Genomic DNA, 12,631 nt, shown 5'->3' on the forward strand with positions numbered 1-12,631 from the left:
GACTTACTCCTCAATTAACAGGGTTTCAATGATTTGATCGGCGCGGAAGTTCTCCACTTGCATGTAGTAAGCAGCCGAGTCAACCAGCGCTTGCAGGGGAACCATACCAATGATTTCCGTACCATAGACGGAAACGCCGTAGCGACGAGCTTCGGACTTCACCATTTCCAGAGCCTGGTAAATGCGTGTCTTCTCGAAGTTAACCAAGTTCATGGAAACCTGAGTCTGATGACGTTCTTCGAGCGGAAGACCGATGGCTTTTACAAAGCGCAGACCACCACCGATGTGACGGATCTTCTTCGCAATGGCTTCAGCAATTTCTACCTTATCCGTGTTCAGGTTGACGTTGAAAGCAACCAGGTGGAAACGAGCACCAACAGCTGTGCAGCCGCTCTTCGCGTTCATTTCACGCGGACCGAAATCCGGTTCCCAGCCGTCTTCTTTGATCTTCTCGAAGAAGCCTTCGTACTGGCCCTTACGGACTTTAGCCAAGTTCTTGCGCTCCGGCTTCGTAGCTGCATCTTCGTACAGATAAACCGGGATGCCCAGTTCGCCGATGGCCTTGCCGACTTCTTTGGCGTATTCAACGCATTCTTCCGTGGTGCATTCCGTGATAGGAATGAACGGCACAACGTCTACAGCACCCATGCGCGGATGACCACCGCTGTGTTTGGTCATATCAATGACTTCCTGTGCGACTTTGACGGAGGCGATCACGGCATCCATAACCGCTTTCGGTTCACCAATGACTTCCACAACCGTACGGTTATGATCTTTGTCCGGCTGGTAATCGACGAGCTTCAGGCCTTCCTTGGCACGGAAGCAATCGGCAATTTTCTCAACCTTTTCCAGGTCGCGTCCTTCCGAATAATTCGGGATACACATTACACGTTTCATAGTTCCTCCTTAATAGTTTTGTTCGACGTTCCATACTACAGCTACATCATGCTTCTTACAGAGGGAATCGTCTATGCCATTTGACGATCCTTTGACGTCTTTTAAATCGGGTATTCGTGGCAATGAGAGCGATTGTCGTTCACACAAATCGCCACCCGATGTCGGCATCATCATAAGACCATAAAATCTACTAAACGTCAAAATGATTTAAGATTCTCGAAATATTTCGACGTTTTTTTTCTTTTTTATGAAAAGCCTGAAAAACGCCGTTTGCGCGGTCTTGACACATAACGATACTTTCGCATCGGCTGAAAAAGCGGATTGTTGTCGACAACAATCCGCTTACGATGACGCTTAGACCAATTGACGATCCTTCACGATCAATTTTCCGTTCTTATATACTTCTACGGCGTGGTTCGTCGCGAAATAGTACAGCAGATAATCTAAGTTTGGCGCCTTGAATACGGTTAAATCCGCTTTTTTGCCCTGATCCAGGGAACCGACGGTTTCATTGCGATGTACCGAATACGCGGCGTTGATGGTGACCGCATTGAACACTTCGATCGGTGTCATATGCAGGTACAGGCAACCCAGCTGCATGATAAATTGCAAATTGGCCATGGGGCAGGAGCCCGGGTTGGAGTCGGTCGTAATCGTAATAGCCATGCCCGCATCCAGCATCTTGCGTGCCGGCGCATAGGTGTCTTCCATCAGAGAGAAGGTGGTACCCGGAAGTAAATTGCCAATCACGTGCGCATCCGCCAGCTTTTGGATGTCTTCATCGGTAATAACCATCAGATGCTCGGCGCTGGTAGCGCCCAATTCCGCAGCAACTGCAGAACCACCGATGGATTCAATTTCATCGGCATGAATGCGCAAAGAGAAGCCTTCTTTTTTTGCCGCTTCCAGGAGGCGTTTGGACTGTGCTGCCGTATAAACGCCAGCATCGCAGAAGACATCCACGAATTCGGCCAGTTTTTCCTCTTTTACCTTCGGCAGCATCTTGATGATCTCATCAATCAGCGGATCCGGGTTCTCTTTGTATTCGGGCGGAATCACGTGTGCCGCCATAAAGGTCGAAACGAGATCAATGGGCAAATCTTCATTTAATTTTTTTGCCACTTCCAATTGACGTTTTTCCGTCTCCCAATTCAAACCATATCCACTTTTTGCTTCCACGGTGGTCACGCCATGAATCATCATCTGTTCCAGCAAATCATGCGTTTTATCATAGAGCGTCTCAAACGACGCAGCGCGGGTTGCCTTCAGCGTCGAAAGAATGCCGCCGCCTTCTGCCAGGATGTCCAGATAGCTCATACCATTGAGCTTTTTGGAAAATTCATGCTCACGGCTACCGCCATAGACCAGATGCGTGTGCGCATCGATGAGACCCGGCGTTGCCACCATGCCGCGACGCTCTTCCACTTTCGTATTGGCATCTATCAGGGACTTCGGAACATCGCCTTCACCGATGGCCAGAATCTTGTCACCGTCAAAGGCAACATAGGCATCCTTTAATATGGTGCCTTTATTCATCTCCTTGCCCCGCAGAGGGTGTCCCGGATCGTTCGGGACGAAGAGCTCGTTAAAATGTGTCAGTACCAGTGTTGCTGCCATAGTTCCTCCTCTATTCTTTTATTGCTGAGTAGGCGTCATCCGAAGCGGAGCGAAAACGCATAAGAGGCGTTTCTATCCGAAGCAAGCCGTCAATTTTTTGAAGGCGCCGATCGGCCTTGGGATTCCGTTTTCCCGTTTTCCCGAAAATTCGCCACGCTCCACACACCCAAGTCATACCCATTTTCCATCTTCTTTAGTCTCTCCATATGGCGTCAAAGGTGAGACAACTTAAGCAAAGATCCCGCTTATGCATCGCATTAGACGCTACGACAAAATTATATCATTCTCATAGACTCTACAAAGACGAGACACCGTTAGGATGAACGTATCGACAAATGAAAACCATTTCGTGTTAGGATTTTGTCCATTTTGTTCCCACGGATTCCTATGAAGGAGGAAATTATGTTAAAAAATGATGAGATTAAGGAGGCCATGACCATCCGTCTGGAGATGGATGAGCTTCCGGAAATGCCGAAGTTCCAAGAAGGCATTCGTCGTGCCCCGGACCGCGGCTTTCGTCTGACGCAGTCTCAAACCGAAATTGCGCTGAAGAACGCACTGCGCTACATCCCGGAGAAATTCCATGAACAGTTGATTCCGGAATTTCTCGAAGAATTAAAGACCCGCGGCCGCATCTACGGCTATCGCTTCCGTCCGGAAGGTCGCATCTATGGCAAGCCCATTGATGAATATAAGGGCAAATGCATGGAGGGCAAAGCCTTCCAGGTCATGATCGACAACAACCTGGACTTTGAAGTAGCTTTGTATCCTTATGAATTAGTTACTTATGGTGAAACCGGTTCGGTCTGCCATGACTGGATGCAGTATCGCCTGATTAAGAAATACCTCGAAAACTTAACGGATGAAACAACCTTGGTTATGGAATCAGGTCATCCGCTGGGTCTCTTCAAATCCCGCAAGAATTCTCCGCGTGTGGTCATCACGAACGGTCTCTTGATCGGCGAATACGACAACCATGAAGACTGGGAAATTGCGGAAGAGATGGGCGTCACCAACTACGGCCAGATGACGGCCGGTGGCTGGATGTACATCGGACCTCAGGGTATCGTCCATGGTACCTTCAATACGATCCTGAACGCAGGTCGTTTGAAACTGGGCCTGAGCGCAGAAGACGATCTGTCCGGCAAACTGTTTGTTACGTCCGGTTTGGGCGGCATGAGCGGTGCACAAGGTAAAGCGGCCGAGATCGCACATGCAGTCGGCATCGTCGCTGAAGTAGACATCAGCCGCATTGAGACACGTCTGGAACAGGGCTGGATCTCCAAGCTGGCAGAAACGCCGGAAGAAGCCGTCAAGATGGCAAAGGAATCCCTCGAAAAGAAGGAAGCCATGTCCATCGCTTACCACGGCAACATCGTCGATCTGTTGGAATACATGTACGAAAACAACGTGCATATCGACCTGCTCTCCGACCAGACCTCCTGCCACAATGTGTATGACGGCGGTTACTGCCCGGTAGGCATTTCCTTTGAAGAGCGCACGCGCATGTTGGCGGAAGATCATGATGGCTTCATCAAACTGGTCGACAAAACGCTGGCACGTCACTTTGCCATCATCAAAAAGCTCACCGAAAAGGGCACCTACTTCTTCGACTACGGCAACTCGTTCATGAAAGCCATTTACGATTCCGGCGTCAAAGAAATCTCCAAGAACGGTGTGGATGATAAGGAAGGCTTCATCTGGCCGAGCTATGTAGAAGACATTATGGGACCGCTGTTGTTTGACTACGGTTATGGTCCTTTCCGCTGGGTATGCCTCTCCGGCAAACATGAAGACTTGGTAGCCACCGACCATGCTGCGATGGATGCAATCGATCCGAACCGTCGCTACCAGGATCGCGACAACTACAACTGGATCCGCGACGCAGAGGAGAACAAGCTGGTCGTTGGTACCCAAGCACGTATCCTCTACCAGGATGAAGAGGGCCGTGTCAACATCGCTTTGGCCTTCAACAAGCTGGTACGTGAAGGCAAGATCGGTCCTGTCATGATCGGCCGTGACCATCACGACGTATCCGGTACGGACTCTCCGTTCCGTGAGACCTCGAACATCTACGATGGTTCGAAGGTTTGCGCTGACATGGCGGTACAGACCTACGCCGGAAACGCAGCACGCGGCATGAGCCTTATCGCTCTGCATAACGGCGGTGGCGTTGGTATCGGTAAAGCGGTCAACGGCGGATTTGGCCTTGTGCTGGATGGCTCTGAGCGCGTGGATGAAATCATTCGCCTGTCTCTGTCCTGGGATGTTATCGGCGGCGTAGCGCGTCGTAACTGGGCACGCAATGAACACGCTATGGAAGTGGCTGTGGCCTTCAATAAGAAACATCCGGATGCCCACATCACCATTCCGTATCTGGCGGATGAGGAACAGGTAAAGAACGCCGTTTCTAAACTTTTCTAACGGTCAACGGTTTCTGCCATGTCGGGGTAGCCGATATAGCAAAAATTTGAGATACTGTTACAAACAAAGAAGGTTTGCAGAAGCCCCGCATTTTGCGGGGCACCTGCACACCGCTACCCGTAGCGGTGTTGCCTCAGCAGCGGGTGCTGCTGTGTTAATCGGAAAACGTTCACAGAAGCACTTGTAAGTGTAAGGTTCCTTTCGAACCTTGCCGGATCATCGTTTCTCCTTTTCTCATCGGCAGTGAATATTGCCAAACGAGAAAACCACCCCAACGTGGGGCAAGAAAGGATTGCTTATGAGCACCCAAAACAAACGGGAAGTTAGATTGCCCAGTATTTTCGAGGCAATTATCCCCATTCTTGTCATGATTGCTCTCATGGTCTACGTCTTCGGATTTAGCGATGGAGCTTATGACGGCGCGCATATGCCACTGATCATCGCATTGATCGTAACATGTGGGATTGGCTTTTTGTGTGGCCACTCTTTCCAGGATATGCTGGACGGCATTATTGATCGTATTAACGCAACCTTGGAAGCTATTTTGATTCTGTTTACTGTTGGTCTTTTGGTTTCTTCCTTCATGATGTCCGGTACTATTCCGGCCGTAATTTATTATGGACTGAAATTATTGACCCCGCAGTTCTTCCTCCCGGTAGGCTGCATTCTGGTTGCTATCGTCGGTTTGGCTTGCGGTTCCTCTTGGACAGCTACTGCCACCATCGGTATTGCTTTCATGACCATCGGTGAAGGCTTGGGCATGAACCCGGCAATCACCGCCGGTATGGTTATCTCCGGCGCTTATGTCGGCGATAAGTTCTCCCCGTTGTCCGATGCGACGAACTTGGCTGCCGGTGTTTCGGAAACCGGTTTGTTTGACCACGTGACCGCCATGGTATCTACGACGGCTCCGGTCTTTGTTATCTCCTTGATTCTGTACACCATCATCGGTTTTGCTTCCGGTTCGACCGCCGGCTACAATCCGGCTATCGCGGATGGCATTCGTGAAGCGATCTATACGCACTTCAACACGAACCCGCTGGTATTGCTTCCGATCCTCGTGGTTATTGCCATGTGCTTACTGCGTGTTCCGGGACTGCCGGGCGTTCTGGTTTCGGTTTTCACCGGTGTTATCTTTGCTCTGATTTTCCAAGGCGGCCACAGCCTGGCAGACATCTTCGCCATCCTGCACTATGGTCCGACTGTTGAAACGGGCAACGAATTCTTGGACAAAGCCTTGGCAAAAGGCGGTATGAATAACCAGATGTGGACGATCAACTTGATCATCCTCGCCGTTTCCTTCGGTGGCGCCCTTGAGCGCTGCGGTATCGTCGAGCGTCTGTTCGGCAACCTGAAGAGAAGAATTCACTCGGTGCCGGGTCTGATCCTGACTACCATGCTGACCTCCATCTTCTGCGACGCCGCTATGTGCGACCAGTTCTTGGGCATTGGCGTTCCGGCTCCGCTGTACGCTGATAAATACGATGAAATGGGTCTTGCCCGCAACATGCTTTCCCGTACTTTGGAAGATGCCGGTACCCTGTGGGCCGTTATGTTCCCGTGGACTGCTTGCGGCGCTTACCAATTCAAGACCTTGGGTGTCAACCCGCTCTACTACTTCCCGTATGCGTTTGTTAACCTGCTGAACCCGGTCTACGCTGTGGTTACAGCATTATTCAAACGCAACATCTTCTGGGCCGACGGTGCCTACACCAACGTATTTGGTAAAACCCGTCAGGGTAAGGTAGCGGAAGCTCCGGAAGAAGAACATGCAAAGGCTTTGAAGGCTCTGGAAGAACTGCGCCAGGCCGGCAAAGCACCGCGCATCAGCTAATACACGCTAGTAGCAAACTCTGGGAAGGTGCTCCGCGGAGCACCTTCCCATTTTTTTAAAGCCGCCGTACCCGCTGTGGTACAATAAGAGCGCTTGACGGATGGAAGCAGAACAAAGGCACTGTGCCTTGCCCCGATGCCAAACACCACACAGGAAACCGTGGTTTGGAACCTCAGGGACACACAGACTCTGAACCTTAGAAAGATAGCGATGAAGTCATTATTCGAAAAAGAACGCCCTTGGAAAAACGATCACGAAGCCATTGAAATGGAGCAAAAGCGCTTTTTTAAAAAATGGGTGCAACCCTACGCGTTTGTGCTTATTTTCTTTTGTATTGGCTTAGGCATCTTCACACCCTATCGCTTGACCCTTGTCATGGGATTGGTTCTTTTGCTCGCACTTCTTTCCAAACGCTATGCAGCCGTGACCGGAAAAGGCCTGGAGCAAATGAGCAATCTGCTCCTTTTCACCAATCATCGTATCGTGCCTTGGGAAAAAATTGATACGATCACCTATGAGAAATTGAAAGAACATCCGGAGATCACCATCCTTTATTTCACCTTGGGCGATCTCACCCGTCGCGCACTGTTTCCAACCTCCGAGCGCAATCGCATCCTGCGCTTAGCACAGAAGTACGTCCCCGATGTGAAGATCTATGACGGCGCGGCCTTTAAAGAAAAAACGATACAGAAATACGCGAAGTCAAAGTCTAAACAAAAATAGAGAGTCGCGTGAAACGGCATTCATGCCGTGAGAAAGTAAGCCTATGAACGGCATGAAGACGCCGCAAAGCGTGACGCCAATTATTAAAGCAGAGCCAAAGGCCCGAACGGAAACGTTCGGGCCTTTGGCTTCCTTCTGGGTAAAACGACAGCCGCGGGCTGACACCGTCGGGCTAAACCGCCGGCCGTGAGGTCGACACCTTTGGGCTAAACCACCGGTCGTGAGGCTGACGCCGTCCGTGTTAGACCGTGGGCCGTGAGGGCTGACACCTTCCGGGCAAGCCGTGGCCGTGGGGCCGACACCTTCTATTCACTATTGGCGACTGAAAACGCAAAGTGAGAAGAGGCGCTGCCAACCGCACCGGCAGCGGCAAGCAGCGTGGGGGTCGATATGCTATCGATAGTCGGAGTACCCCATGTTATTTCGCAATTTTATGAATAACATGGGGCAATGAATCTGCAAAAATGCAGTTTTACCCCATGTTATTTCGCTATTTTGAAAATAACATGGGGCGATGAATTCTTAAAAACGCTGTTTTACCCCATGTTATATCCTGAATTTCAAAAAAACATGGGGTAGCGACAGCCAGCGCGCCCCATGTTTTTTCCACTTCTTAAAAATAACATGGGGTAAAACGACAAAAAACAAGTCCCGACGCCCCATGTTATTTCGTGATTTGAAAAATAACATGGGGTAAATCGACAAAAAGGCAGGCCTGGCGCCCCATGTTATTTTGCCATTTTGAAAATAACATGGGGTAGTGCAAATGCGAGTACCCATGTTTTTTCTACTTTCTGAAAATAACATGGGGCGCGCAGCCATAAAACGTCAAGAAGCAGTATGTGATAGAAGAGGTCGCTGGCAATAGAACAAAGTCGCTTGGGATAGAACAAGTCGCTGGCAATAGAAGAAGTCACTGGCGACAGCAAATGTCGCCGACGGTTGTAACGAGCATAAAAAGGAGCGCCGCTTGCGCGGCGCGGATTGATATTGGCGCCTGCGGCGCCGTAAGGAGTCGGCCTTCGGCCGACGATTTGTAAAAGAAGGTGCCCGCCTGCGGCGGGCGGTTAGTGAAGAAGCGGAGGGCGGCCTGTTGGGCCGCCTCCTTTATTATCACTTTGCTTCCGTAATCGGCGCGCGAAAGACGGCGGTGTGCTTATTGCCGTTGGATTCGTAGACGGAAAAGTAAATGTCCATTTCCTTGCTGGGGTGCAGCAGACCATGGGCGGAGGTGGCGTTTTCCATCTTGGCGCCGATGGGCGTGGGAATGGGGTCGGCGCCTTCCTGGATGGGATAGGAGAAGCCCATGGATTTTTCTGCGTCAACAACACGCTCGGGCGTGATGTAGAGATCTTGCGAGTCGCCTTGGAAGCCGAGATTTTCATAGGTGTAGTTAATGATGACCACCTGCTCGGGCTTTTTCTCGGCATATTCATTACGCTTCGTTGTCGATGTGACGGAATTGATGGTGAGGGTGAAGAGGCTCGGGACTTTCCACGTTTCGCCCAGACGGAGCTTCTCGGGCTTTGCCGAATCGTTCATCGCATTAGCCTCTTCTTGTGCGCTCTTTTTCAGCGTATCATTCTCCTGTTCCAGTTTTTCCAGTTTGTCCTTTAACGCACGAATTTCTTCCGAATAGGAAGCGGCGTTTTCATTCATGGCCTGTTGCGCTGCCTTCTTCGAGGACGACGAACAAGCCGTTAACAAGAGCATTGCTGCGACGACGCATAAAATACTTTTTTTCATAATGCCTCCCAGTCACTAAAGTTCCCTGTCGTAAAAGTGCATCGCTGTTTTAATGATTGCGCTCGTTTAAAATTTCGATTTGACAAGCCTTCATCGCTTCGAGAGCCGTGCGATGGGAGGCGGGGGTGACGCCGGCACAGCCGCGGGCGTCTACCTTCAAAGGAATTTCAGGGAAGAAGGCCTTGATGAGTAAGGCATTAGAAATGACGCAGATATCGGTATCCAGTCCCAGCAATGTGATAGAGGCGATGCGATCGTGATCGTCGAGATCGGACAGGATGGCCGGGAGGGATGCTGCTCCAAAAGTTATCTTATCAATGGCTTCCGTGGTGCGCAGCGCTTCCAGATCCTTTTGAATTTGCCAGCCGTCGCTGCCGCGGAGACAATGCGGGACAGGCAGATATTTGCCCTCTTGCGTATCCATGTAATTGTCGCGATGGGTATCGCGCGTAAAGAGCACAGTGCCGTCAAACGTCTTCACCCGATCGATGACGTAGGGGACGATGGCCTGCGCCTCTTTGGAGCCCAAAGCGCCATCGATAAAATCATTTTGCATATCGATCACAATTAAAATGTTTTGCATGGTTTTCCTTTCCGTTTTGTTCTTGGCGATGGACTTGTCGCGAGACGCTGCACCGTGGAGCGCCGGATGGCGGCATTGCCACGGCTATAAGTAAAAGTAATAGCCGATGAAATGAGCCACGGCGGCTGCCAGCACGAACAGGTGCCAGATCACATGGTGATATTTCCATTTTTTCATGCGGTAAAAGACTGTACCGACGGAATAGAGAATGCCGCCGAGAAGAATCAGGGCAAAGAGCGGCCAGGGGCGCTCGGTAAGAAGAAGGCGCACCAGGAAAATGCCCAGCCAGCCCATACAGATGTATAAAAAGGTGGAAACGCCTTTGAGGCGATCGTAGCTACGAAACGTGACGGCCTTAAACACGGTCCCGCCTACAGCAATGACCCAAATTACGCTCAGGAGAAGAATGCGTTCCAGGCCCGTCATCAGGAGCAATATCGGCGGCGTGAAGCTGCCGGCGATGAACAGAAAAATGGCAACATGGTCAAAGATTCGCAAGATGGATTTAACTTTAGGTGCGGGGACGGAATGGTAGACCGTGCTGGCCAAAAACAGAAAAATAAAGCAACCGCCATAGATCGCAAAAGCCACGATACCGATCGGACGTTGGTGGTGCACCTCGGTAATGAGAAGCATTACCAGAAACACAACGCCCAACACGACACCGATGCCATGGGTTAAGGCATTGAGAAGTTCCACCTTCCAATCGAGGCGTGGCAATTCGTTAAGGATCACTTCTCGCGCGTCATGAATCGAATCACGTTTGTCATGCCTCGGTTCATATGCGTCAGGGGATACAGAGTACATAGGCATCCTTTCTAAAAAGGGAATCTTGGACGCCCGTCTGGCGCCCCACCACAAAAAGTGTTATCATAAATGCAATCTTTGCGGCTGTAGTTCAATGGTAGAACACCGGCTTCCCAAGCCGGATGCGCGGGTTCGATTCCCGTCAGCCGCTTTTTTTGTGCTCGAAACCGGTCAAGCGGTCCCGTACCCTTCTATTATGCCAGTTTTGCACAGCCGTTTGTATAAAATACGAGGCTCTAAACCATACGACAAAGCAGAAGGGAGACGTCAACCGCCTCCCTTCTGTTTTGTTCATCTCTACTTTATTTTTCTGTCTTCTTCTCACCCTCCTTTTATTCTTGGCCACTCAGATTTTTAGCGGCATCGGTTTTTTCCTTGCCTTTTTCCCGGTTGTCATGCTCCTCAAGAGGCTTGTCGTTATTGATGGCGTTATCCGTGTAGAAATCCGTATTGCGTGCATTACGGTTCAATTCTGCGTTATTAGCCTTCATGGCCTCCTCATTCTGCTTGTTAATGTCTTTGTTATTCAAAATGCACTCCTTTCAAATTCTATTCTTGTTCGTCGGTTGTTTTAGCATCCGACGCTTCGGACGGAGGTTCGCTTTGCAGCTTCTGGCCGCATTCCGGGCAGAAGCGCGATTGGGGACTTACCGGTTTGCCGCACTTCGGGCATTTCAGCGATGCATCCGGCTTTTTTGTGCCGCATTCACTGCAGAATTTCCCGGTATTAGTAATGCCGCATTGCGGGCAAGTCCATGTTGACGTTGCGACACCGGCCATTACCGTCTCCGCTCCTGCGTGATTTTCTGCCGCATCGGGATTCGGCGCCGGCTGCGCCTGCGAGGCTTGTTGTGCCTGTTGTTGGCGAATTTGTTCCGCATTATTTTGCGAGAATGTGCCAAAGCCGCTGCCCATCGTGGACATACCTACGCCCATGCCGAAGAAGGCCTGGCCCGCACCGGCTTTGTTGCTGCCGGCGGATTCCAGTCCGCGAGCAATGGAGCCTTGGACATAACCTTCGCGGATGGAGGCATCCGAGAGCATAGCGCCCTGATTACGCATATTGATGAGCTTCTGCGACTCTTCATCATAAGAAATCGAAGCAATCGCTACCGATTCGACTTGGAAGCCGCGCAATTCCTGCCACTTCTCATCCAGCACATCCTGCATGTACTTGGCCAGATCATCGCCACGCGAGAGGACGAAGGAAATGCGCTGTCCGTCGGAACTCATCTTATTGAGAGCCGTTTGGAATGCCGTCAAAAACTCATTGCGATACTGTTCACTCATATCTGCCACATCAATGCTGCTATCCGCATCATGATCGGCAACCTGCACATAGAATTTCAGCGGATCCGTAATGCGAATGGTGTAGGAACCGTATGCACGCAGAAATAACTCCGCGTTATAGAAATTATCAAAGTAGTTGACCGGTGCCGGCGTTCCAAACTTCAGCCCGCGGATTTCCTGCATATTGAGGAAATACGTGGTTTGTTTGTACGGCGTCGTACCTGAAAAACGCACACGATTGAAGGTCTCCTTTACGGTATCGCCCAATTCCCCGTTGAACAGCGATGGCATGGACGAATTATCCACTTTGAAATAACCGGCTTCGCCCGAGTAGTCGATCACTTTTCCGCCATCGACTAACAGCATGAACTGGCCTTCCTTCACTTGGATAATCGAGCCGTTGGAAATCGTATCTGCCGTCCCCTTGCGATTCGAATTGCGGGAGTCATTCTGTCGCACCATAACGCCTGGTGCTGTAATAGTGCTCGGCCCCATATAGTCCGATTCGTAAACTTCCAGCCACTGATCGGCCAAACCGCCGCCGATGGCACCGGCTAACGCGCGAATAATGCCCATTCTTACCTCCTAAGGTGGGTTCTATGTACGCTCTAACATCCTCTGCTGTCAACCCTAGACGATCGGAAAAGCTAGTCACCCCGAGAGCGGAACGCTCGGTACGTTTCTTCCGACTTCTATCGTCCTTATACCCA

At 50.7% G+C, this 12,631-nt stretch carries 10 protein-coding genes and 1 tRNA gene; 4 read left to right on the forward strand and 7 right to left on the reverse strand.

What is annotated here, in order from left to right:
• Nucleotides 1-3 precede the first annotated feature (3 nt).
• Nucleotides 4-897, reverse strand: coding sequence for a glutamate formimidoyltransferase (gene ftcD, locus BN98_RS06855; protein WP_019190727.1), 894 nt, complete (start codon nucleotides 895-897; stop codon nucleotides 4-6).
• 354 nt (nucleotides 898-1,251) lie between these two features.
• A complete protein-coding gene (gene hutI / locus BN98_RS06860; protein ID WP_019190728.1) occupies nucleotides 1,252-2,514 on the reverse strand; it encodes an imidazolonepropionase in 1,263 nt (420 codons plus the stop codon).
• Between the two features lie 402 nt (nucleotides 2,515-2,916).
• On the opposite strand from hutI, the gene BN98_RS06865 reads away from it, so the two are divergent.
• From BN98_RS06865 to BN98_RS06875, 3 genes are all read left to right on the forward strand, one after another.
• Complete coding sequence (locus BN98_RS06865; RefSeq protein WP_019190730.1) at nucleotides 2,917-4,938, forward strand: urocanate hydratase; 2,022 nt, start codon at nucleotides 2,917-2,919, stop codon at nucleotides 4,936-4,938.
• Between the two features lie 298 nt (nucleotides 4,939-5,236).
• Nucleotides 5,237-6,772: a Na+/H+ antiporter NhaC gene (nhaC, locus tag BN98_RS06870; RefSeq protein ID WP_019190731.1), complete on the forward strand. Its 1,536-nt coding sequence runs from the start codon at nucleotides 5,237-5,239 to the stop codon at nucleotides 6,770-6,772.
• 210 nt (nucleotides 6,773-6,982) lie between these two features.
• A complete protein-coding gene (locus tag BN98_RS06875; protein WP_019190732.1) occupies nucleotides 6,983-7,495 on the forward strand; it encodes a hypothetical protein in 513 nt (170 codons plus the stop codon).
• A 1,113-nt stretch (nucleotides 7,496-8,608) separates the two neighbouring features.
• Here BN98_RS06875 and BN98_RS06885 read toward each other — a convergent pair.
• From BN98_RS06885 to trhA, 3 genes are all read right to left on the reverse strand, one after another.
• A complete protein-coding gene (locus BN98_RS06885; protein ID WP_019190735.1) occupies nucleotides 8,609-9,241 on the reverse strand; it encodes a hypothetical protein in 633 nt (210 codons plus the stop codon).
• Nucleotides 9,242-9,290: 49 nt separating this feature from the next.
• Nucleotides 9,291-9,824, reverse strand: coding sequence for a cysteine hydrolase family protein (locus BN98_RS06890; protein WP_019190736.1), 534 nt, complete (start codon nucleotides 9,822-9,824; stop codon nucleotides 9,291-9,293).
• Nucleotides 9,825-9,908: 84 nt separating this feature from the next.
• Nucleotides 9,909-10,631, reverse strand: a complete 723-nt coding sequence (gene trhA, locus BN98_RS06895) for a PAQR family membrane homeostasis protein TrhA (protein ID WP_019190737.1) — start codon at nucleotides 10,629-10,631, stop codon at nucleotides 9,909-9,911.
• An 80-nt stretch (nucleotides 10,632-10,711) separates the two neighbouring features.
• On the opposite strand from trhA, the gene BN98_RS06900 reads away from it, so the two are divergent.
• Nucleotides 10,712-10,782 (forward strand) — tRNA-Gly (locus tag BN98_RS06900).
• A 181-nt stretch (nucleotides 10,783-10,963) separates the two neighbouring features.
• Here BN98_RS06900 and BN98_RS06905 read toward each other — a convergent pair.
• Entirely contained in the window at nucleotides 10,964-11,161 is a 198-nt protein-coding gene (locus BN98_RS06905) for a hypothetical protein (RefSeq protein ID WP_019190738.1), read from the reverse strand.
• 19 nt (nucleotides 11,162-11,180) lie between these two features.
• Nucleotides 11,181-12,497, reverse strand: coding sequence for an SPFH domain-containing protein (locus BN98_RS06910; RefSeq protein ID WP_019190739.1), 1,317 nt, complete (start codon nucleotides 12,495-12,497; stop codon nucleotides 11,181-11,183).
• Nucleotides 12,498-12,631 lie beyond the last annotated feature (134 nt).

Source organism: Levyella massiliensis, assembly GCF_000308275.2.
GTDB lineage: Bacteria > Bacillota > Clostridia > Tissierellales > Peptoniphilaceae > Murdochiella > Murdochiella massiliensis_A.

Excerpts from the sequence above, each read along its gene's own strand:
- ftcD (WP_019190727.1), bottom strand. The coding sequence starts at position 897 with ATGAAACGTGTAATGTGTATCCCGAATTATTCGGAAGGACGCGACCTG.
- hutI (WP_019190728.1), bottom strand. The coding sequence starts at position 2,514 with ATGGCAGCAACACTGGTACTGACACATTTTAACGAGCTCTTCGTCCCG.
- BN98_RS06865 (WP_019190730.1), top strand. The coding sequence starts at position 2,917 with ATGTTAAAAAATGATGAGATTAAGGAGGCCATGACCATCCGTCTGGAG.
- nhaC (WP_019190731.1), top strand. The coding sequence starts at position 5,237 with ATGAGCACCCAAAACAAACGGGAAGTTAGATTGCCCAGTATTTTCGAG.
- BN98_RS06875 (WP_019190732.1), top strand. The coding sequence starts at position 6,983 with ATGAAGTCATTATTCGAAAAAGAACGCCCTTGGAAAAACGATCACGAA.
- BN98_RS06885 (WP_019190735.1), bottom strand. The coding sequence starts at position 9,241 with ATGAAAAAAAGTATTTTATGCGTCGTCGCAGCAATGCTCTTGTTAACG.
- BN98_RS06890 (WP_019190736.1), bottom strand. The coding sequence starts at position 9,824 with ATGCAAAACATTTTAATTGTGATCGATATGCAAAATGATTTTATCGAT.
- trhA (WP_019190737.1), bottom strand. The coding sequence starts at position 10,631 with ATGTACTCTGTATCCCCTGACGCATATGAACCGAGGCATGACAAACGT.
- BN98_RS06910 (WP_019190739.1), bottom strand. The coding sequence starts at position 12,497 with ATGGGCATTATTCGCGCGTTAGCCGGTGCCATCGGCGGCGGTTTGGCC.